The organism is Mycobacterium sp. WUMAC-067, assembly GCF_020217485.1.
Lineage (GTDB): Bacteria > Actinomycetota > Actinomycetes > Mycobacteriales > Mycobacteriaceae > Mycobacterium.
Map to the genome: position 1 here is coordinate 76984 of NZ_JAEKMI010000001.1, position 19168 is coordinate 96151.

General features: G+C 67.3%; 19 protein-coding genes and 1 pseudogene. 14 read left to right on the forward strand and 6 right to left on the reverse strand.

The window, feature by feature from the left end; genetic code table 11:
* Positions 1-111 precede the first annotated feature (111 nt).
* The 3 genes from JF781_RS00395 to JF781_RS00405 all read left to right on the forward strand — a co-directional run bounded on the left by JF781_RS00395 (position 112) and on the right by JF781_RS00405 (position 3915).
* Positions 112-1641, forward strand: coding sequence for an ATP-dependent DNA ligase (locus JF781_RS00395; RefSeq protein WP_225326496.1), 1530 nt, complete (start codon positions 112-114; stop codon positions 1639-1641).
* Positions 1642-1711: 70 nt separating this feature from the next.
* Positions 1712-3238 carry an Hsp70 family protein gene (locus tag JF781_RS00400; protein ID WP_225326495.1) on the forward strand — a complete coding sequence of 509 codons (1527 nt, stop codon included), beginning with the start codon at positions 1712-1714 and terminating at the stop codon, positions 3236-3238.
* A gap of 14 nt (positions 3239-3252) precedes the next feature.
* Complete coding sequence (locus JF781_RS00405) at positions 3253-3915, forward strand: nitroreductase family protein (RefSeq protein ID WP_225326586.1); 663 nt, start codon at positions 3253-3255, stop codon at positions 3913-3915.
* Between the two features lie 3 nt (positions 3916-3918).
* Here JF781_RS00405 and JF781_RS00410 read toward each other — a convergent pair whose 3' ends face one another.
* Positions 3919-4884: an LLM class F420-dependent oxidoreductase gene (locus JF781_RS00410; protein ID WP_225326494.1), complete on the reverse strand. Its 966-nt coding sequence runs from the start codon at positions 4882-4884 to the stop codon at positions 3919-3921.
* 272 nt (positions 4885-5156) lie between these two features.
* Between JF781_RS00410 and JF781_RS00415 the strand changes: the two genes are divergently transcribed.
* The 4 genes from JF781_RS00415 to JF781_RS00430 are packed head-to-tail and all read left to right on the forward strand — an operon-like array spanning position 5157 to position 9582.
* A complete protein-coding gene (locus JF781_RS00415; protein ID WP_225326585.1) occupies positions 5157-6365 on the forward strand; it encodes an acetyl-CoA C-acetyltransferase in 1209 nt (402 codons plus the stop codon).
* Positions 6362-7144 carry an enoyl-CoA hydratase/isomerase family protein gene (locus JF781_RS00420; protein WP_225326493.1) on the forward strand — a complete coding sequence of 261 codons (783 nt, stop codon included), beginning with the start codon at positions 6362-6364 and terminating at the stop codon, positions 7142-7144. Before JF781_RS00415 ends, JF781_RS00420 begins: the two co-directional genes overlap by 4 nt.
* The gene (locus JF781_RS00425) at positions 7141-8286 is read left to right on the forward strand and encodes a CaiB/BaiF CoA-transferase family protein (protein WP_225326492.1); all 1146 of its coding nucleotides are present in this window, start codon (positions 7141-7143) and stop codon (positions 8284-8286) included. The genes JF781_RS00420 and JF781_RS00425 overlap by 4 nt, the downstream gene beginning before the upstream one ends.
* Positions 8287-9582 (forward strand): acyl-CoA dehydrogenase family protein, encoded by a 1296-nt coding sequence (locus tag JF781_RS00430; protein ID WP_225326491.1) that lies wholly within the window; start codon positions 8287-8289, stop codon positions 9580-9582.
* On the opposite strand, the gene JF781_RS00435 is transcribed toward JF781_RS00430, so the two are convergent.
* A complete protein-coding gene (locus JF781_RS00435; protein WP_225326490.1) occupies positions 9579-10253 on the reverse strand; it encodes an MspA family porin in 675 nt (224 codons plus the stop codon). The genes JF781_RS00430 and JF781_RS00435 overlap by 4 nt on opposite strands.
* A gap of 242 nt (positions 10254-10495) precedes the next feature.
* On the opposite strand from JF781_RS00435, the gene JF781_RS00440 reads away from it, so the two are divergent.
* Positions 10496-10690: a hypothetical protein gene (locus JF781_RS00440; protein WP_225326489.1), complete on the forward strand. Its 195-nt coding sequence runs from the start codon at positions 10496-10498 to the stop codon at positions 10688-10690.
* A 12-nt stretch (positions 10691-10702) separates the two neighbouring features.
* On the opposite strand, the gene JF781_RS00445 is transcribed toward JF781_RS00440, so the two are convergent.
* The 4 genes from JF781_RS00445 to JF781_RS00460 form a co-directional block, all read right to left on the reverse strand.
* Positions 10703-11662: a phosphotransferase family protein gene (locus JF781_RS00445; RefSeq protein WP_225326488.1), complete on the reverse strand. Its 960-nt coding sequence runs from the start codon at positions 11660-11662 to the stop codon at positions 10703-10705.
* Positions 11662-12459: an SDR family NAD(P)-dependent oxidoreductase gene (locus tag JF781_RS00450; RefSeq protein ID WP_225326487.1), complete on the reverse strand. Its 798-nt coding sequence runs from the start codon at positions 12457-12459 to the stop codon at positions 11662-11664. The genes JF781_RS00445 and JF781_RS00450 overlap by 1 nt, the downstream gene beginning before the upstream one ends.
* Positions 12460-12520: 61 nt before the next feature.
* Positions 12521-12961 (reverse strand): DoxX family protein, encoded by a 441-nt coding sequence (locus JF781_RS00455; RefSeq protein ID WP_225326486.1) that lies wholly within the window; start codon positions 12959-12961, stop codon positions 12521-12523.
* Entirely contained in the window at positions 12958-13965 is a 1008-nt protein-coding gene (locus JF781_RS00460; RefSeq protein WP_225326485.1) for an alpha/beta fold hydrolase, read from the reverse strand. The genes JF781_RS00455 and JF781_RS00460 overlap by 4 nt, the downstream gene beginning before the upstream one ends.
* 1 nt (position 13966) lies before the next feature.
* Between JF781_RS00460 and JF781_RS00465 the strand changes: the two genes are divergently transcribed.
* From JF781_RS00465 to JF781_RS00490, 6 genes and pseudogenes are all read left to right on the forward strand, one after another.
* Positions 13967-14290, forward strand: a complete 324-nt coding sequence (locus JF781_RS00465) for a multidrug efflux SMR transporter (protein WP_225326584.1) — start codon at positions 13967-13969, stop codon at positions 14288-14290.
* A 44-nt stretch (positions 14291-14334) separates the two neighbouring features.
* Positions 14335-14988: pseudogene (locus JF781_RS00470) on the forward strand (hypothetical protein); the annotation flags it as partial.
* A gap of 16 nt (positions 14989-15004) precedes the next feature.
* The gene (locus tag JF781_RS00475) at positions 15005-15190 is read left to right on the forward strand and encodes a hypothetical protein (protein WP_225326484.1); all 186 of its coding nucleotides are present in this window, start codon (positions 15005-15007) and stop codon (positions 15188-15190) included.
* A 70-nt stretch (positions 15191-15260) separates the two neighbouring features.
* The gene (locus JF781_RS00480; protein WP_225326483.1) at positions 15261-15686 is read left to right on the forward strand and encodes a hypothetical protein; all 426 of its coding nucleotides are present in this window, start codon (positions 15261-15263) and stop codon (positions 15684-15686) included.
* A 192-nt stretch (positions 15687-15878) separates the two neighbouring features.
* Positions 15879-16277, forward strand: a complete 399-nt coding sequence (locus JF781_RS00485; protein WP_225326582.1) for an MmpS family transport accessory protein — start codon at positions 15879-15881, stop codon at positions 16275-16277.
* Positions 16274-19102 (forward strand): RND family transporter, encoded by a 2829-nt coding sequence (locus tag JF781_RS00490; protein ID WP_225326482.1) that lies wholly within the window; start codon positions 16274-16276, stop codon positions 19100-19102. The genes JF781_RS00485 and JF781_RS00490 overlap by 4 nt, the downstream gene beginning before the upstream one ends.
* Positions 19103-19168 lie beyond the last annotated feature (66 nt).

The following is a 19168-nucleotide window of genomic DNA, read 5'->3' on the forward strand; positions in this document are numbered from 1 at the left end:
GGACCTCCCATTTATAGGCTTGTCAGAATCCATGCAATCTGTAACGTTACGTAGGCACGCTAGCGTGTCCGCTCCGGACGCTTGTCACCGAGCCATGCCAAGCTGGCAACCGTGCTCCTCCTCGACGTGGCTAAGGCGTCAACCGACGTCGGAAGCACGTCGTCGCGGCTGAGAAAAGTCGCCCATATCGCCGACCTGCTGGCGCGGGCCGCACCCGATGCCGCCCTGGTCGCGATTGTCGTGTCCTGGCTGTCCGGCGAGTTGCGGCAACGCCAGATCGGGGTCGGTTGGGCGGCGTTGCGTTCGCGCCCGCCGCCGGCCGGTATCGCCACGCTGACCGTGTGCGGCGTCGACGCCACCTTCTCCGAGATCGGCGTCGTGTCCGGCAAGGGCGCGCAGGCCCGCCGGGCCGCGCTCCTGGCCGCGTTGTTCGCCGCCGCCACCGAAACCGAGCAGACGTTCCTGCTGCGGCTGCTCGGCGGCGAACTGCGCCAGGGCGCGCTGGCCGGAATCATGGCCGACGCCGTGGCCAAGGCCGCCGGGCTCCCCGCCCCCGCGGTGCAGCGGGCCGCGATGCTGGGCGGCGACCTGCCCGCGGTCGCCGCGGCGGCCCTGTCCGGCGAACCCGCCGCCTTGGAGGCCTTCACCCTGCGGGTCGGCCGGCCGGTCGGCCCCATGCTGGCGCAGACCACGCCGAGCGTGGCCGAGGCGATCGAACGCCACGGCGGGCGGGCGATTTTCGAAGCCAAGCTGGACGGGGCGCGAGTACAGATTCACCGCGCGGGCGACCAGGTCACCGTCTACACCCGAAGCCTCGACGATGTCACCGCCCGGCTTCCCGAGGTGGTAGAGGCGACGCTGGTGCTGCCGGTGGACGACCTCATCGCCGACGGCGAGGCGATCGCGCTGCGGCCGGACAACCGGCCGCAGCGCTTCCAGGTCACCGCCTCTCGGTTCGGCCGCTCGGTCGATGTCGCCGCGGCCGTTGCCGCGCAACCACTTTCGGTGTTCTTTTTCGACATCCTGCACCGCGACGGCGTTGACCTGCTCGACGCGCCGACCACCGACCGGCTGGCCGCCCTCGACGCGCTGGTGCCGCCCGCGCAGCGGGTCGATCGGCTGCTCACTTCCGACCCCGTGGAGGCGGGCGCCTTCCTGGACGCGACGCTGGCCGCCGGCCACGAAGGCGTGATGGCCAAGGCGCCGGACGCTCCGTATCAGGCCGGTCGCCGCGGGGCGGGCTGGCTGAAGGTCAAGCCGGTGCACACCCTGGACCTGGTGGTGCTCGCCGTGGAGTGGGGGTCGGGGCGCCGCCGCGGCAAGCTCTCCAATATCCATCTGGGCGCCCGCGACCCGGCCACGGGCGAATTCATCATGGTGGGAAAGACTTTCAAGGGCATGACCGACGCCATGCTGGACTGGCAGACGACCCGGTTCAGCGAACTGGCGATCGGCGGGACGGACGGCTACGTCGTGCACGTAAGACCCGAGCAGGTGGTCGAGGTGGCCATGGACGGCGTGCAGAAATCGTCGCGCTACCCCGGTGGGCTGGCGCTGCGGTTCGCCCGCGTGGTGCGGTACCGCGACGACAAGGGCCCCGCCGAGGCCGACACCATCGACGCCGTGCGCGCGCTGTACTAGATCACGGGCGCCGGACGCGCCGAACGAAAAGGTCGTGCCCAAGCCCGCGGCGCGGTTCTAAACTTGCGCGATGAGAGTCGGCATCGACTTTGGCACCACCCACACCGTCGTCGCGGCCGTCGACCGAGGCAACTATCCCGTCGTCTCCTTCGACGGCGTGGACGCGTGGCCGTCGATCATCGCGGCAAATGCCGACGGCGAGTTGCGCTACGGCGCCGACGCCGCCGCCGTCCGGCACGATCCGGGGTGGTCGGTGCTGCGCTCGTTCAAGCGTCTGCTCAACGACGCCGGCCCGCAGACCGAGGTCAACCTGGCCGGCCGCGACTACCGCCTCGCCGATCTGCTCACCGGCTTCCTGGCCCAACTCAAAACCGACCTGCAGCGGCACTCCAACGCCACCCTGTCCACCGGCGAACCGATCGAAGCCGCGATCAGCGTGCCGGCCAACGCCTCGAGCGCCCAGCGCCTCCTCACCCTGGATGCCTACGTCGCCGCGGGCTTCCGCGTCGTCGCCCTGCTCAACGAGCCGTCCGCGGCCAGCCTGGAATACGCCCATCGGTACCGCTCCACCATCACCGCCAAACGCGAACACGTCCTCATCTACGACCTCGGCGGCGGCACGTTCGACGCCTCGCTGCTCAAGATGACCGGGCACGCGAACGAGGTCGTCATCAGCGAGGGCATCCAGCGCCTGGGCGGTGACGACTTCGACGAGGCGATCGTCGAGCTGGTGCTGGCCGGCGCCGGCCTGCCCAGCATCGACGCCGCCACACGCGACCTGCTCGCCGAGGAATGCGCCACCCGCAAGGAGGCGGTCGGGCCGCAGACGCGACGCTTCCTGGTGGACCTCTCCCCCGTCGATCGTCCCCCGTTCTCCTGCCCCATCGACGACGTCTACACGGTGTGTGCGCCGCTGGTCGATCAGACGATGGAGCTGCTCGACCGGGTCCTGCGTGACCCGGCCGGCGGCCGCAAGGACGTGGACCTCTCGGAGGTGGCGGGCATCTACGTCGTCGGGGGCGCGGGCGGTTTCCCGCTGGTGTCGCGGATGCTGCGCAACACTTTCGGCGAGAAGCGGGTCAAGCGCTCCCCGCACCCCTTCGCCGCCACGGCCATCGGCCTTGCCGTCTTCCTCGACAAGGAATCGGGTTTCGCGCTCTCCGAACGCTTTTCGAGAAACTTCGGCGTCTTCCGGGAGGCCGAAGCCGGCGCCGGGGTCGTCTTCGACCCGATCGTGTCCAAGGACGTCTCGCTCCCGGACGACGGCCGATCCCCGCTGGTGGTGAAGCGCAGATATCGCGCGGCGCACAACATCGGGCACTTCCGGTTCGTGGAATGCAGCCGCCTGGTCAACGGGCGGCCCGACGGCGACGTCACGCCGTATGACCCGGTGCTGTTTCCGTTCGACCCGGCCCTGCGCGACCGGGACGACCTTGGGCGTCAGCCGGTCGGCCGCTGGTCGGAGGGGCGGGACGGCCCCGACGTCGAGGAGCGCTACGTCATCGCCCCCAGCGGGGCGGTGGAAGTGACGCTGACGACGCACCCGGCCGGGTTCGAGCGCACCTTCCGCCTGGAGCGGTGCGCGTCGGCGAGTTGATGAGCCACCCCGGCATGCACCTGTACGACGTGATGCGAACGACGTTCGCCGCAAGGGAATTCACCGACGATCCGCTGCCCGACGAGGTGCTGGAGCGCATCTTCGACAACGCCCGCTTCGCTCCCAGCGGCGGCAACCGGCAGGGCGCCCACGTCACCGTGGTCCGCGACGCAGCGGTGCGGCGCCGGCTGGCCGAACTCGGGATGCCCGCCGCACGCCGTTACTTCGCGCAGCTGCAGGCGGGGGAAAACCCCTGGAACTCAATCCATCCCAGCGGGGTGCCGCAAGACGTCATCGACGAGACGCAGATCCCCGACACGTTCGTCGCGCCGATCGCGAAAGCGCCTGTAGTCCTGGTGGTTTCGGTGGATCTGTCCGTCGTCGCCGCCCTCGATCAAGGCCTGGACCGCGTGGGCATCGCCGGCGGGGCCTCGGTTTATCCCCTGATTTGGAACATCTTGCTCGCCGCGCGCAGCGAGGGCTACGGCGGCACCATCACGACGATGGCCATCGCGGCCGAAGACGACGTCCGCGGGCTGCTGGGGATCCCCGATCAACACGCGGTCGCGGCGGTGGTGCCGCTCGGCAAACCGGTGCGGCAGCTGAGGAAGCTGCGGCGCCGGCCGGTCGCGGAGTTCATCACCCGTGATCGATTCGACGGCCCGCCGTTCGGCTGAGGTTTAGCCGGTTTCGCCGCGCAGCTCGGGCAACACGGCTTGCTGCCATGCCGCGAAGAACCCGTCCATGTCGGGGCCGATCTGCTGCACGTAGATCTCGTCGATGTCGGCGTCGATGTACTGGCGCACCTGCGCGATGTGCTTCTCGGGATCCGGGCCGCAGGCGACGCTCTCGGCGACCGTCTCCGGTGGCACCAGCGACATGAGGGCGGCAAAATCCTTGGGCCGCGGCAGGATCTGGGAGGTCTGGCCGGGCAACCCCTCATTGCCCCACAACCGATGCGCCGTCTTCAGCGCGGCATCGGGGTCATGATCCCAGCAGACCTTGGTGCCCGCCTGCACCGGCTTGTCGCCGCCGCCGGCCTCCCGGAATTGCTTGACCAGCTCGCCGTCGGGCATGGCGATGCTGTACCCGTCGCCGATGCGCGCGGCCAGCTCCACGGCCTGGGGCCCGAACGCGGAGACGTAGATCGGTACCGGCTGCTCGGGCCTCGTATAGACCCGCGCTTCCTGCACCTCGTAATGCTTTCCGTGGTGACTCACCTCGCCACCCTGGTGCAGCTTGCGGATGACGTCGACCGCCTCCTCCAGCATCTCGAGGCGCACACCGGCGGACGGCCATGGATCGCCCAGAATGTGCTCGTTGAGGGCCTCACCGCTGCCCACTCCCAGCACGAAGCGCCCTTCGAGTTGCACCGCCGCGGTCGCCGACGCCTGCGCAATGATCGCCGGGTGGATCCGCACGGTCGGGCAGGTGACGGCGGTGCTGACGGGAAGCGACGTCGCCTCCGACAGGGCACCGATCACTCCCCACACGAACGGGCTTTGGCCCTGCTCGTCGTTCCAGGGGTGATAGTGGTCAGAGATCCACAGCGCGTCGAAGCCGGCGTCCTCGGCACGCTTGGCCTGGTCGATGAGCTCCTTGGGGCCGAATTGCTCGCAGCTGAGAAAGTATCCGATCGTGGTCATGGCGCCCGGCTACCCGCTAAACGCCCGCTTATGCACGCCGATGCGTCGCGTCGCGAATAGCGCCGCGGCCCAAGGGCTTTACGCTCGCGGCGGCGCTGGCGCAACATCCGCCTCTTGGTCACGCCCCGCCACGACAGTGCCGATTGCCCGCGCCCTCGCGAAAATAGCTTCGCCAATTCGGAGAAGGTGGTTCTCCACACCCGAGAGACGAATTACGATCGCTGGTGACCTGAGCCGACCCACGACGATCGGAGTCCGCCATCGACGCCTGGATTCTCGACGCGGTACGCACGCCCCGCGGGCGGGGCCGCCCGGACGGTGGACTGCACGCGGTTCACCCGCAGGCCCTGTTCGCCCGCTGCCTCACCGCGTTGGCGGAACGGGCCGACTTCGATCCGGTCGACGTCGATGACGTGATCGCCGGGAACGGCATCCTCAGCGGGGACCACGGCGACGACATCGCCCGCCTGTCGGTCCTGTTGGCGGGCTGGCCGGAGGCCGTGCCGGGGATGACGTTGAGCCGGTTCTGCGGGTCGGGCCAGCAGGCCGTCACCGTCGCGGCGTCGGGCATCGCCGCCGGCAGTGAGGATTTGGTGATCGCCGGCGGCGTCGAGTCGATGTCGCGGTGGGGGGTGACGGCCGGAGTCCCGACGATCGACGGCAACAACCCCGATCTTCGTGCGGCGTACCCGACCGTCCCGCAAGGCATTTCGGCCGATCTGATCGCCACGCTGGAGGGATTCGGCCGCGAGGTCGTCGACGCCTACGCCGCGCAGAGCCAGAGCCGCGCCGCGGTGGCCATCGAGGAGCGGCGCTTCGATCGTTCCCTGGTCGACGTGACCACCCCCGACGGCCGCGTGGAGCGCGACGAGCACCCCCGCCCGGGCACCACCGCCGAGACGCTGTCGCGCCTCAAGCCGGCCTTCGAGGCGATGGGAACCGCCCGCGCCGACGGCGAGCAACGCACGTTCGACGAGATCTGCCTCGAGCGCTATCCCGGCCTCGACCACATCGAACACGTGCACCACGCGGGCAATTCGTCCGGCGTGGTCGACGGCGCCGCCGCCGTGCTCCTCGCCTCCTCCAACTGGATGCACACCCACCGGGCGACCCCGCGGGCGCAGATCCGGGCCACGGCGGCCATCGGCAGCGAACCGATCATCATGCTCACCGCGCCCGCCCCCGCGGCCCAGCGATGCCTGGAACGCGCCGGCATGACCGCGGCCGACATCGATCTGTGGGAGATCAACGAGGCCTTCGCCGCGGTCCCGCTCAAGACGATGCGCGATCTCGACATCGATCCCGACGTGGTCAACGTCAACGGCGGCGCGATCGCCCTCGGTCACCCGATCGGCGCCACCGGCGCCATGCTGATCGGCACGGTTCTCGATGAACTTGAACGTCGCGATCTGACAACGGGACTGGTGACCATGTGCACCGGCGGCGGGATGGGCACGGCGACGATCATCGAGCGGGTGTGACCATGCCCGCCACGCTGGAACTCGACCGGCCCGCCGACGGTGTCGCCGTCCTGCGTCTGAATCGCCCGCAGCGGCTCAACGCCATCAACGAGGCGATGCAGACCGAATTGCGTGCTCTCCTCGCGGATTTGGCCGGCGACGCCGCGGTGCGCGCCGTGGTGCTGACCGGCGCCGGACGCGGGTTTTGCGCGGGCATCGACGTGCGCGACTTCGGGCCGTCGATGCCCGAGGCCACCGCGCCGGCGCTGGAGCGGATGCGCTTCCAGGAGAGGATGGCCGCCCTCGCCGAGGCGGTGCGTGCCGTGCCGCAGCCCGTCATCGCCGCCGTCAACGGGCCCTGTGTCGGTGCGGGCCTGGCGCTGTGCCTGGCCGCGGACATCCGAATCTGCTCGGCCGCCGCTACTTTCGGCAATGCCGCGATCCTGCTGGGGCTCTCGGGCGCCGAGATGGGCATGAGCTATCACCTGCCGCGCATCGTCGGCACCAGCGTGGCCGCCGATTGGATGCTCACCGGCCGCACGGTGTCGGCCGCCGAAGCCGATCGGCGCGGGCTGGTCAGCGAGGTCGTCGAGCCAAACGCACTGGCCGGCCGCGCGGTGGAGTTGGCCTCGTTGATCGCAGGCCACGCCCCGCTCGGAGCGCAACTGACCAAGCGAGCCCTGCAGGTCAACACCGACGCCGCGAGCTTCGAGTCGGCGCTGGAACTGGAGAACCGCAATCAGGTGATCACTCACGCGACCGACGAGGCGGCCGAACGCCGCAAGAAGTGGTCCTCATGACCGGACCCCTGCGCGGCGTCCGCATCGTCATGATGGGCGGTCTGGGGCCGGCACCGTTTTGCGGAATGCTGTTGGGCGACTTGGGCGCCGACGTCATCCGCGTCGACGCCCTGGCCGGCGTCGACGGCCCGCTGCCGATCGACTACACGGTCCGCCGCGGCCAGCGGTCACTGGCCGCCGACGTGAAGGATCCCCGTGGCCGGGACCTGGTTCACCGTTTGGCCGCCGGCGCCGACGCCTTCGTCGACGTGTACCGCCCGGGAGTGGCCGAACGCCTGGGCATCGGGCCGGACGCGCTGACCGAGCGCAACCCGCGCCTGGTCTACGCCCGCATGACCGGGTACGGGCAAGACGGCCCGCTGGCCGGTCACGCCGGTCACGACATCAACTACCTGGCCCTCACGGGCGCGTTGCACGCCATCGGCACCGCCGAATCGCCGGTCCCGCCGCTGAATCTGATCGGCGACTATGGCGGCGGCGGAATGCTTTTGGCGGTCGGCTTGCTCAGCGCGATCCTCGAGGCGCGCGAGTCCGGTGTGGGTCAGGTGCTCGACGTGGCGATGGTCGACGGCGTGGCGGCGCTGTTGGCGCCCTACTTCGGCATGCTGCCGGCCGGCACCTGGCGCGACGAACGCGAAGCCAACCTGCTCGACGGCGCCGCGCACTTCTACGGCGTCTACGCCACGGCCGACGGCGGTCACGTCGCCGTCGGCGCCATGGAGCCGAAGTTCTACGCCGAACTGTGCGATCGCCTCGGCGTCACCGTGCCCCATGACGACGACGCGCCGGCCGCCTGGGCCGCGCACCGCGCCACGCTGGCCGCCCGTTTCGCCGAGAAACCCCGCGACGAGTGGGAGCGGATCCTCGACACGCCGGGATGCTGTGCAACGCCGGTGCTTTCGCTGTCCGAGGCGCCGCGGCATCCGCACCACGTCGCGCGGCAGACCTTCGTCGAACTCGACGGCATCACCCAGCCCGCCCCGGCGCCGCGCTTCTCCCGCACGCGCCCGGCTACGCCGTCGGCCCCCGCGCTGCCGGGCGACCATACGCAAGCGCTGCTGCGCGAGGCCGGATTGGACACGCACACCATCGCCGAACTCGTCGACTCCGGCGTGGTGGCACAGAGCAAGAGGAGACGCTGAATGTCGTGGGACTTCTCCACCGACCCGGAATGGGCCGAGCAACTGGAATGGGTCGAAGGCTTCGTCCGTGAAGAATGCGAGCCGATCGACCTGATTGTCAAGGAGTCTCACGACCTGGGCGATCCGGTGCGCCAGGCGCTGATCCCGCCGCTGCAGGAGATCGTCAAGGAGCGCGGGCTGTGGGCCACGCACCTCGGCCCGCACCTGGGCGGTCCGGGCTACGGCCAGGTGAAACTCGCGCTGCTCAACGAGATTCTCGGGCGTTCGGAATGCGCGCCGATCGTCTTCGGCTCACAAGCGCCCGACTCCGGCAACAGCGAAATCCTGGCGCACTACGGCACACCCGAGCTCAAGGCGCGCTACCTCGAGCCGCTGCTGGACAACCGCATCATTTCCTGTTTCTCGATGACCGAGCCGCAGGGCGGCGCCGACCCGAAGGTGTTTCGCACCACCGCGGTGCAAGACGGTGATCACTGGATCATCAACGGGGAGAAGTGGTTCTCGTCGTTCGCCTCCATGGCGTCATTCCTCATCGTGATGGCGATGACCGACCCCGACGCGCCGCCGTACGAGCGCTACTCGATGTTCGTCGTTCCCGGAGACACCCCCGGCATCAACGTGCTGCGCGACGTGGGACTGGGCTACCAGCCCCCGGGCGGCGGACGCGAGGGTTATGTTCGTTACGAAAACGTGCGCGTCCCAGCCGATCACATGTTGGGCCCGCGCGGCGGGGCCTTCGTCGTCGCGCAGACCCGCCTGGGCGGCGGGCGCATTCACCACGCGATGCGCACCGTGGGGTTGGTCCGCCGCATCTTCGACATGATCTGCGAGCGCGCGGCGTCGCGCTACACCCAGGGCGAGGTGCTGGCCAACAAGCAACTCGTGCAGGAGATGGTCGCGGACTCGTGGATGGAGATCGAGGCCTTCCGGCTGCTGACCCTGCAAACCGCTTGGAAGATCGATCAATTCAACGACTACAAGGCCGTCCGGGCCGACATCTCGGCGGTCAAGGCGATGATGCAGAAGGTGCTGCACGACGTCTCCTCGCGGGCGCTCCAGTTGCACGGGTCGCTGGGCACCACCCACGAGATGCCCTTCGTGCAGTACCTGGTGGAGTCGTTCGTGCTCGGGCTGGCCGACGGTCCGACCGAGGTGCACAAGGTCACGCTGGCCCGGCTGTTGCTGAAGGACCGCAAGCCCGCGCCCGACCTGTTTCCCTCCGAGCATTTGCTGCGGCTGCGCGCGGCGGCGGAGGCGAAGTTCGCCGACAAGCTAGCGGGTATCCCCCGCGGCTAAACCGCTTTCGTGACGCCCACGTAGGACAGCACCACGTCGGAGAGGTCGGTCTGGCGGGTCAACACCGCATAGGAGCGGATGAACGACTGGCCCACACAGCCGTCGATCTTGACGTGGAAATTGCTGATCATCACCCAGGGATTCGCGCCCCTGAACTGCTTCTTGATCACCGGCACCACGATCACCAGCCCGGGCTTGAGTCCCACGCTCATCGCGCCGTTGATGGGCGTCGAGACGAATGGCAGCAGGGCCGGCAGCGTGCCGGTGGTGTCGAAGGTCGGGGTGACACCCGGGATGATGCCGGCGCCGCCCTCCATGATCACACCGTTGGAGGTGCTCATGTCGATCCCGCAGCCGATCTGGTAGCCCACCTCGAGGACGCCGTGGGGCTCTTCGGATCCTCCTCTGAGCGAACCGACGAAGATGCCACCGGACACGTATTCGCGCGACGAGATCGCGGTGGTCAACGGTGCCACGGGAACCTGCATTTCGTCCCGTGCGCCCACTCCCAGGGTCCACCCGTCAGGGGTGTTGAGGATCGCGGGGGGATTCGAGGGCACCACGCCCCCGCCCGGGGCCGCCGCGTCGGGAGGAGCGGGGCCCAGTTGGGGTTCGGAATCGGCCGCGGGCGCCGCGATCACCGAGATGGCGAGGCAAACGGCGATAGCCATGGCACGACGGACGACGCTGGCTACCGGCCTCACGGACGAAACCGTACGCAGGGTCCGGTTCGGGACACGAAATTTGCTGGCCGGCAATCCACATTTGTTGCTCGTTCGTGACTGTTATGCAATGTAGAATCGGCAGTAGCGTCTCGACAATCTCCAGTATTCGCCTGAATGACGGAGAGGTGGCGATGATTTCTCGCAGGTGCGCTCGCCTACTGGTCGCGGGTTCAATGACCCTTGCAGCGTTGACCGGCGGCACCGGCACGGCGCTCGCTTCTCCGGACCCCGGCCAGCAGCCCGACATCCCGGCGATCGACGAATGGCCGATCCAGTTCCCGACCACGTTGACGAACCCGTTCGACGATGATGAAAACGAACTGTCGACCACCGGCGGCGGTGTCGGAATGGTCTGCCAAAATCTCGGGGCCCACTGCGGCTGATCAGCTACCCCGTCAGTCCAGCACCGAGTCTGCGCGCGCCAGCAACCGCGGCAAAGTGGCTGCCATCGCTTCCAATTCGGCCCGCGGCGATCGCCTTCGGCGATTGTGCTTGACGATCAGCGACCATGTCGCCACCGATTTGTAGCACGCCAACGCGGTGAACCAGCCCAAATCGGGGACCTCGCAACCTAACTCGCGCCGATAGAGCTCGGCGAGTTCGGCGGTCGGCGGCGCCGTGCCGTCCGGCACCGGAACCCTGCGGTAGGTGTCCGGGTCGCAGTTGATCAGGAACCAGCCCGCATCGATGCGCGGATCGCCGATCGACCAGATCTCCCAATCGATGACCGCGTTGACCCGCGTCCCGGTGGCGAGCAGATTGCCCAGCCGAAAGTCGCCGTGTACCACGCGGGGCGACATCGCGCCTGGCGCGCAATCCAATAGGGCGTCGCGCACCGTCGGCCAGCCGGGCGCCAGCGCCGGGTCGACGGTGCGCAGCGTGTCGGACCAGCGGTGGACTTCGACGACCGGGTCGACGACGGGTTCATCGCCCAGCCCGAGCTCGTTCGGCGAAAGGCGGTGCAGCGCGGCCATGGCCCGGCACGCATTCCGGTACCGGTCAGTCAGGCCGTCCAAGGGCGTGCATCCGTCGAAGAGTGGTTCGACACAGTCGCCGTCGACCCGGGACATGACATATAGCGGCGGCGCGTCCGGGGGATTTCCCGGGTCCTCCCGCAGCACGTCGGGAACCGGAACACTGGTCGCGGCAAGGGCTTTGAGGACGCGCGCCTGGCGCAGCACGTCGCGATGTGCGACGGGTTCCACGCCCGGCGGAGCGACCTTGACCACCACGCGCCTGCCATCCAGGTCGCCGCCGAACGTCAGGCTCGAGGCGCCCCCGGACAGTGGGGCGACGTCCGTGACGCCCGCATCGGCGAGGCGAGCGCGCAGTTCCGCCAGATCGAGCTCGGCCATCAACCCGCCGGTGCGGTCCAGCCGACTTCGGCGAGGAAGGGCTGGGTGTGGGCGATGCGCCCGGTCAGGGTCTTGGGATCGCCCGTGCACAACCGGAACGCGGTTTCGGTGATCAGGGCGATGTCTTCAGTGTCGGTCTTGGCCAGGTCGAGGGTGCCGGCGCCGGGGGTGGCGACGGGGTTGGACGGGGCGGCGGCGTTGACGGCGATCCCGTCGTCGTACAGCTCTGCCGCAAGGCTTTTCGTCAACCGATTGAGCGCGGCCTTGGCCGTCCCGTAGATGCCGAAGCCTGCGGTCCGGTCGAACTCGGAGAACGGCGGTCCGGCCGGCAGGTCGCCGCCCACCGAGGTGAGGTTCAGGATCCAGCCGCGCCCGCGCTCGCGCATCGCGGGGATGGCCAGCTGGCACAGATGCAGCGGGCCGAGCACGTGCATCTCCATCATCAGCCGGGCGCGCCGCTCGGGAAACCCGTCGAGGGGCCGCAGGAAGGTCACGGCGGCGTTGTTCACCAGCATGTCCGGTGCGCCGACGGCGCCGGCCACCTCGGCGAAAAGCCGTTCGCGGTCCTCGGCTTGGGACAGATCCGCTTGCACCGCAATGGCTTTCCCGCCGGCGGCCACGATCTCGTCGCGCGTCTGGCTCAGCGAGCCTTGGTATTTGGGGTCGGGGTCCATCGTGCGGGCGGTCAGCGCCACCGTGGCTCCGCGTTCGGCCAGCCGCGCGGCAATCGCCTTGCCCAGGCCCCGGCTGCTTCCGGTGACGAGAGCCACCATCCCGTCACAGCGCCGCACGCTCATCGTCGACCTCCTCCGCAGCCGCCCAGCGTCGGAAACGGCTTCTCCGTATCAGAGAATGCCATTATCGCCGGGTGAGGGGAAGCCTCCTGCCGCGCAGCGCGTCGATCGAATAGGCGCCCCCGCCGGTGAACACCAGCAGGAAGAACGCGAAGCAGAAGAGGATCGACAGCGCTCCGCCGTTGCCACCCGGTGGGTCGGCGACGGGCCAGAGGGCCAGGGGCTGATGGATCCAGAAGTAGGCGACCGCCATTTCCCCCGACGCGATGAACGCGGCGGTGCGCGTGAACATCCCGGCGGCGACGAGCAGACCGGCGACGATCTCGATCAGTCCGGCATACCAGCCGGGCCAGGACCCGAACTCCACGACGACCGGCGAGTGGACGGGCCAATTGAGGAGGCTCCTCGACCCGTAGGCGGCGAAGAGCAGACCGTAGACGAGGCGAAACGCGCTCAGCACGGCCGGAGCGTGACGGGCCAGGCGGCGGTCGAGGCCCTTCGTCACGATCCGCACACCACGGTCGCGGTCCAGTCCAGCAGTCGCCGCCACAGCCGGTGTCTGCTCGACGCCATGTTGTGGCAGTGCGCGCTGTCGGCCAACACCACGGTGGTGATGTCGGGGCAACTCCGGTACAGGCCCGCCTCGGCGCGGGGATCCGGTGAGACATCGACGACGCCGAAACCGAGAAGCACCGGGACATCGATCCGCGCCGCGTGCTCCGACACGACACCGGGGATCATCGCCGTGCCGAACACCCGCGGCACGACGGACTTGGCGGTGACGGAGTCGGCGGCGACGACGGCCGCGGGAACGTCGTCGAGGTGAAACCAGCTCTGCAGATGCTCGCGGGGGCCCTCGAAATACGGCTGCGGCAAGGCGGCGAGGATCTCCTGGGCGAGCTCGGCGCGCCCTTGCGGGGACCCGGCGCGGGCGATGAACGCCGCATCCAGGTTCAGCGGCGCGACGTGCTGATTGGTGCATCCGAGAATCGCCATGCCGGAGTAGCTGGGGTACAGCGCTTGCTGGGTGAGGGCGAGGTATCCGCCCAGCGAATGCGCCACGGCCACCGGCGGCGCGTGGACGCCGATGGTGTCAGGCAGAGCGCGGACGGCACGGGCCAGCGCGGCGGCGATGTCGGCGAAATCGAAATCACGGACCGGTTGTGAGCTTGCGCCGGTGCCCAAGGGATCGATCGTCACGACCGCGTAGCCGTCCTCGGTGGCGAATTCGGCGAAGCTGTACCCGTCATGGCCGGGAATGTCGAGGTCCCAGTACTCGCGGCTGTAGGTGCCCCCCGGCAAGCAGACGAGCACCGCGGTCGTCGCGCGTGTGCGCGCGGGGTAATAGGTCGCCGCCAGAGCTGCCCGTTCGCCGATCGCGTCGCTGACGTCAAGGCTCAACACGTGAGCGGGAAACGCCATCGCACGCAACTCCTTTCCGAACGGCCGCCGCGCCAGGGTGATCAGTCTGTCAGGTTCGCCTTGCGCGCGGCTAGCGTTGTCGGGCATGTTGACCTACCTGTACCTGCTCGGCGCGATCTTCGCGGAAGTGGTGGCGACCAGCCTGCTCAAGAGCACCGAAGGTTTCTCCCGACTCTGGCCGACCGTGGTGTGCCTGACCGGTTACGCCATCTCGTTCGCGCTGTTGGCGGTGTCGATTTCGCGCGGCATGCAGACCGACGTCGCCTACGCGTTGTGGTCGGCCATCGGCACGGCGCTCATCGTGCTGATCGCCGTGCTGTTCCTGGGATCGTCGCTGTCGCCGACCAAGGTCGTCGGTGTCGGTCTGATCATCGCCGGCGTCGTCACGCTGAATTTGAGTGGCGCCCACTGAGGGCGGCAGCCAAGATCGGCCCAACGACTCGTGGCAGGAGAACAGTGATATTCCGATTCCGTGGCCTTGTCCTCGTCCCGTTGACCGTGGCGCTGGCAATGCTGCTCGCTCCGTGCGCCTCGGCCGACGCCTACACCGACGAACTGGTGGCCAGGTTCAACTCCGAGACGCATGTGGTGACCGACCCCGGGGCGAGGCCGCCGCTGCAGAACGTCGACGAACTGAATCGACAGATCCTCGCCGGCCCGTGGGCGTGGAGCGGCCAGGCGCCGATCTGGGTGGCGGCGGTGGCGCCCGGTAACAGCGGTGTGACCACCGCGGATGCCATCCACGCCGTCATGTTGGGGCGGGATCCGAAATTCAGCGGGGTGATCGTCGTCATCGACTCGCACGGCTATCACGTGCGTGCCTACCAGGTGCCCAAGGTCATTGCGGACAGCGTCGATGGATTGATGAATCAGTCGGCCGCCGATCATGGACCCGACCCGTACGCGACGACGAGTGCGTTCGTCAGCAAGCTGGCCGGTATCCGCGTCCCCGCCGACGCGCCGGTGGCAACCTCGCCCGTCGCCCACGAGAAGCACGACGACTGGGCCTGGCTGAAGGTGATGCTGGTCATTTCCGGCATCGCCGTGGCGATGGCCGGACTGCTCTGGTTCGTCGTGCGCCGAAATCGCAAGCACCGCAATGCCATCGACAAGTGAGGTTTTCCGAATGAGTACGGACAAGATCAATCGCGGCATCCTGCTCGCCATGGTGCTGATCGGGGCGATCGCCTACGGCCTGCTGTACAGCCACGCCTCGATCATCTTCAAGCTACTCGTGCCGCTCGCCCTGCTCTTCCTGCTGGGATTGGTCGTCCGCGACGTGATCAAGGACCGCGACTCCGGAAAACATTGACGCCCCTGTTCATTGGCTGGGGTAGCGTTCTTCACGAGTTTCGTTGGTCCGAGGCAGCAAGGACTGGAGAATGAGTTCAGCGTTATATGGTCTGCTGACCGCCGTCAGCCTCGCGCTGGCGTTGATCGTGGCGGCCGTCGCTGCCGTGCACGTAAACCGCTTGGAGCGCCGTACGACCACTCCGGTCAGCGAAGAAATCGGGAGCGCCAAAGCGGTTCTGCACAAGGTGCGTAAAGGCGAACCGATGTCGCAGGACGAGTTGGACTACGCAAAGCAAGTGGTTGCCGACCGCGGATCGTTGATGACCCTGTGCATCCCCGGCGCGTTGTTCATGTTGAGCTGCTTTTTCGTCTTCGGCAGCCTCTATCACCTGCATGGAGCGACGCCGTCCGAGCGGACCTTCCTCGGAGTGATCCCCATGCTGACCTCGACGAACCTGGCGATTCAGATTCGCCGCAGCGCCCGGTTGCGGCGGCGGCTGAAGAAAGTGGCCTGAGGCAAGACAAGACCGGGTTGCGGTGTTCCTGGCCTTTGCACCATGATGTGTCAATTGAGCACATGACCGTCTACTATTTGACGGGCGCGAGGGCGAGAGCGGAGGGCACAAACACGATGTCCGGTCCGGGTCGCGAGAGGTGATCGAGTGAGCCCTCGTTCAGCCGGCAGGACTGCGCTGGCGCGGATCTGGATGCCGTTGGTCGCCGTCGTCGCGATCGGCATGGGTCTGCTGTGCATGTACAAGGTGCATCAGTTCTCCGAACCGGAGCCGGTCATCACCGTCAACGGTCCGCAGGCACCCGAGGAGTTCAATCTCAAGCGGATCACCTATGAGGTGTTCGGCTCCGCCGGGCAAGGCGGGAAGCTCGTCTACGTCGACATCGACGGCCATCCGCATCAGGTAGACATCACGACCCTGCCGTGGACCCACACGGAGACCACCACGCTCACGGTGGCGTCCGGCAGCATCTCGGTGCACGTTCATGGCGGTCAGGTCGGGTGTCGAATGCTGGTGGACGGCGTTATCCGCGACGAACAATCGGGCGACCATCAGGACGCCGACGTCCAGTGCAGGGTGAAGTCGGCATGACCGGGCATCGCCTCGACGAGCCCCGGGTCAAGCGTCCTTTCATCCCCAAAATGGTCCGCGCCCTTGCGATTCCGATCATCTTCTTCTGGGGCCTTCTTGCGGTCACCACGAATACCTTTATGCCCCAAGTGGAACGGGTCGCAGAAGAGCTCGCCGGGCCGATGGTCCCGCACTACGCACCCTCGCAGCGGTCGCTGCTGCACATCGGCGAAAAGTTCCACGAATCCGACTCGACGAACTTGACCATGGTCGTGTTCGAGGCGAACCGGCGACTGGGCGACCAGGATCACCGCTACTACGACGATTTGATGCACCGCCTGCAGAACGACACCAAGCACGTGCAATACGTGATGGATTTGTGGGGCAAACCATTCACCGCGGCCGGGGCGCAAAGCGTCGATGGCAAGTGCACCTATGTGCTGCTTCGGCTCGCCGGCGACATCGGCCAGATTCAGGCCAACCAGTCCGTGGACGCCGTGCGCGACATCATCAAAAAGGACACGCCGCCACCCGGGCTCAAGGTCTACGTCAGCGGCGCGGCCCCCCTGGCCGCCGACACCCTCGCCATCGCCAATGCCAGCCTGAACAACGTCACGATCGTCACGATCATCCTCATCGTCGTGATGCTGCTGCTGGTGTACCGAACCCCGTCAACCCTGCTGGTGCCCTTGCTCGGCGTCCTCATCGAAATGCTGGTCGCCAAGGGGGTTGTCTCGACCCTCGGCCATTACGGATACATCGAATTGTCGTCGTTCGCGGTGAACATCGTCATCGCGCTGACCCTGGGGGCGGGGACCGACTACGGCATCTTCCTGATGGGCCGATATCACGAGGCGCGACAGGCCGGCGAAAGCCGGGAGGATAGTTTCTACATCGCCTATAAGGGCGTGGCGCCCATCATCATCGGGTCTGGGCTGACGATCGCCGGCGCCTGCTACTGCTTGACGTTCGCGCGGCTGAACTACTTCCACACCATGGGACCGGCGGTCGCGATCACCATGTTGTTCACCATCGCCGCGGCGATGACGTTGGGTCCGGCGGTGTTGACCGTCGGCAGCCTCTTCGGGATGTTCGATCCGAGAACCAACGTCCACGGGCGGCTCTATCGGCGCATCGGCGCGAGCGTCGTGCGTTGGCCGGTGCCGATCCTGGTGGCCAGTTCCGCCGTCGTCATGCTCGGCGCGATCTTTGTGCCGAGCTACCGGCAGAACTACGACGACCGGCAGTACCAACCGGCCGGTGCGCCTGCGAATCTCGGCTTCCAGGCCGCCGATCGGCATTTCCCGAAGAGCAAGCTGTTCTCCGAGATGTTGATGGTCGAGACCGATCACGATATGCGCAACTCGGCCGACTTCATCTCGTTGGACCGGGTCGCCAGGGCCCTGATCCGGCTGCATGGCGTGGCGATGGTGCAAGGGATGACGCGGCCCTTGGGCCGTGCGCTCGAGCACGCCAGCATTCCCTACCTGTTCACCACGCAGGGCAGCGGCAACGGCCAACAACTCCCGTTCAACAGGGAGCAGAATTCCAACACCGATGCGCAGGCCGAGATCCAGGCGCACTCAGTCGCGGTGTTGCGAAAGGAGATCGGCTTTTTCCAGAAGGTCTCCGACGAACTGCACCAGACGGTGCTCACCGTGGAGGACCTGAAAAGGGTCAGCAACGAGATGAACGAGGAAGTCTCGAATCTGGACGATTTCTTCCGTCCGATCAAGAGCTACTTCTATTGGGAGAAGCACTGTTTCGACATCCCCATCTGCTGGGCGTTCCGATCGTTGTGGGACACGATCGATCACATCGACCACCTGGCCGAAGATATCGACAAAGCCGAAATTTCCCTCGCAGAAGTGGATAAGGCCTTCCCGCAGATCATCGCCCAACTGAAGGCCACCGCTGACGACACCGAGGCGCTGCAATTGAAGTTGGTCAACAGTTACGGGTCGGCGGATCTGCAGTCCATCCAAACCGACCAGACGTTCGACGACCTGATCAACGTCGGCAACGACTTCGACAAGTCCCGCAGCGACGACTTCTTCTACATCCCGCACGAGGCCTTCGACAACGAGGACCTCAAGGCCGGCATGAAGCTGATGATGTCGCCCGACGGCAAGGCCGCCCGCTTCATCGTCACCCACGAGGGCGACGCGATGGGCCCCGAGGGGGTGGAGCATGTCGAACAGTTCCCCGACGCGATCAAGACGCTCCTGAAAGAGACGTCGCTGGCCGGCGCCCGGGTCTACATCGGGGGCTCGGGCTCCAACGACAAGGACATCAAGCAGTACGCGATGTCGGATCTGCTGATCGCGGCGATCGCGGCATTCGTGCTGATCTTCTTGATCATGATGTTCATCACCCGAAGTCTGGTGGCGGCCTTGGTGATTCCCGGCACGGTGGCCTTCTCCTACGCCGGGGCGTTCGGCCTGTCCATCCTCTTTTGGCAGCACCTCGTCGGATTGCACCTGCACTGGCTCGTCCTACCGCTGACGTTCATCATCCTGGTGGCCGTCGGGTCGGACTACAACCTGCTGCTGATCAACAGGGTCAAGGAGGAACTGCACGGCGGCATTCACACGGGTCTCATCCGCGCGCTCGGCAGCACCGGGGGCGTGGTGACGTCCGCGGGTCTGGTGTTCGCGTTCACCATGCTGGCCATGCTCACCAGCGATCTGCGAACCATCGGTCAGGTGGGCTCCACCGTGTGCATCGGCCTGCTGCTCGACACCCTGATCGTGCGTTCGTTCGTCGTGCCGTGCATCCTGCGCATCCTCGGACCGTGGTTCTGGTGGCCGACGCTGGTGCGTACTCACCCGCTGCCGCAGCGCTGAGCCCCACCGACAAGCGCTACCTGAAAATCTGATAAGAGAGCGCATTTGACGACGGGCATAATCGTG

Coding starts and splice junctions, on each gene's coding strand:
- JF781_RS00490 (WP_225326482.1), top strand. CDS start 16,274: ATGACCGGGCATCGCCTCGACGAGCCCCGGGTCAAGCGTCCTTTCATC.
- JF781_RS00410 (WP_225326494.1), bottom strand. CDS start 4,884: ATGACCACGATCGGATACTTTCTCAGCTGCGAGCAATTCGGCCCCAAG.
- JF781_RS00430 (WP_225326491.1), top strand. CDS start 8,287: ATGTCGTGGGACTTCTCCACCGACCCGGAATGGGCCGAGCAACTGGAA.
- JF781_RS00405 (WP_225326586.1), top strand. CDS start 3,253: ATGCACCTGTACGACGTGATGCGAACGACGTTCGCCGCAAGGGAATTC.
- JF781_RS00400 (WP_225326495.1), top strand. CDS start 1,712: ATGAGAGTCGGCATCGACTTTGGCACCACCCACACCGTCGTCGCGGCC.
- JF781_RS00445 (WP_225326488.1), bottom strand. CDS start 11,662: ATGGCCGAGCTCGATCTGGCGGAACTGCGCGCTCGCCTCGCCGATGCG.
- JF781_RS00435 (WP_225326490.1), bottom strand. CDS start 10,253: ATGGCTATCGCCGTTTGCCTCGCCATCTCGGTGATCGCGGCGCCCGCG.
- JF781_RS00450 (WP_225326487.1), bottom strand. CDS start 12,459: ATGAGCGTGCGGCGCTGTGACGGGATGGTGGCTCTCGTCACCGGAAGC.
- JF781_RS00475 (WP_225326484.1), top strand. CDS start 15,005: ATGAGTACGGACAAGATCAATCGCGGCATCCTGCTCGCCATGGTGCTG.
- JF781_RS00425 (WP_225326492.1), top strand. CDS start 7,141: ATGACCGGACCCCTGCGCGGCGTCCGCATCGTCATGATGGGCGGTCTG.
- JF781_RS00480 (WP_225326483.1), top strand. CDS start 15,261: ATGAGTTCAGCGTTATATGGTCTGCTGACCGCCGTCAGCCTCGCGCTG.
- JF781_RS00485 (WP_225326582.1), top strand. CDS start 15,879: ATGCCGTTGGTCGCCGTCGTCGCGATCGGCATGGGTCTGCTGTGCATG.
- JF781_RS00460 (WP_225326485.1), bottom strand. CDS start 13,965: ATGCCCGACAACGCTAGCCGCGCGCAAGGCGAACCTGACAGACTGATC.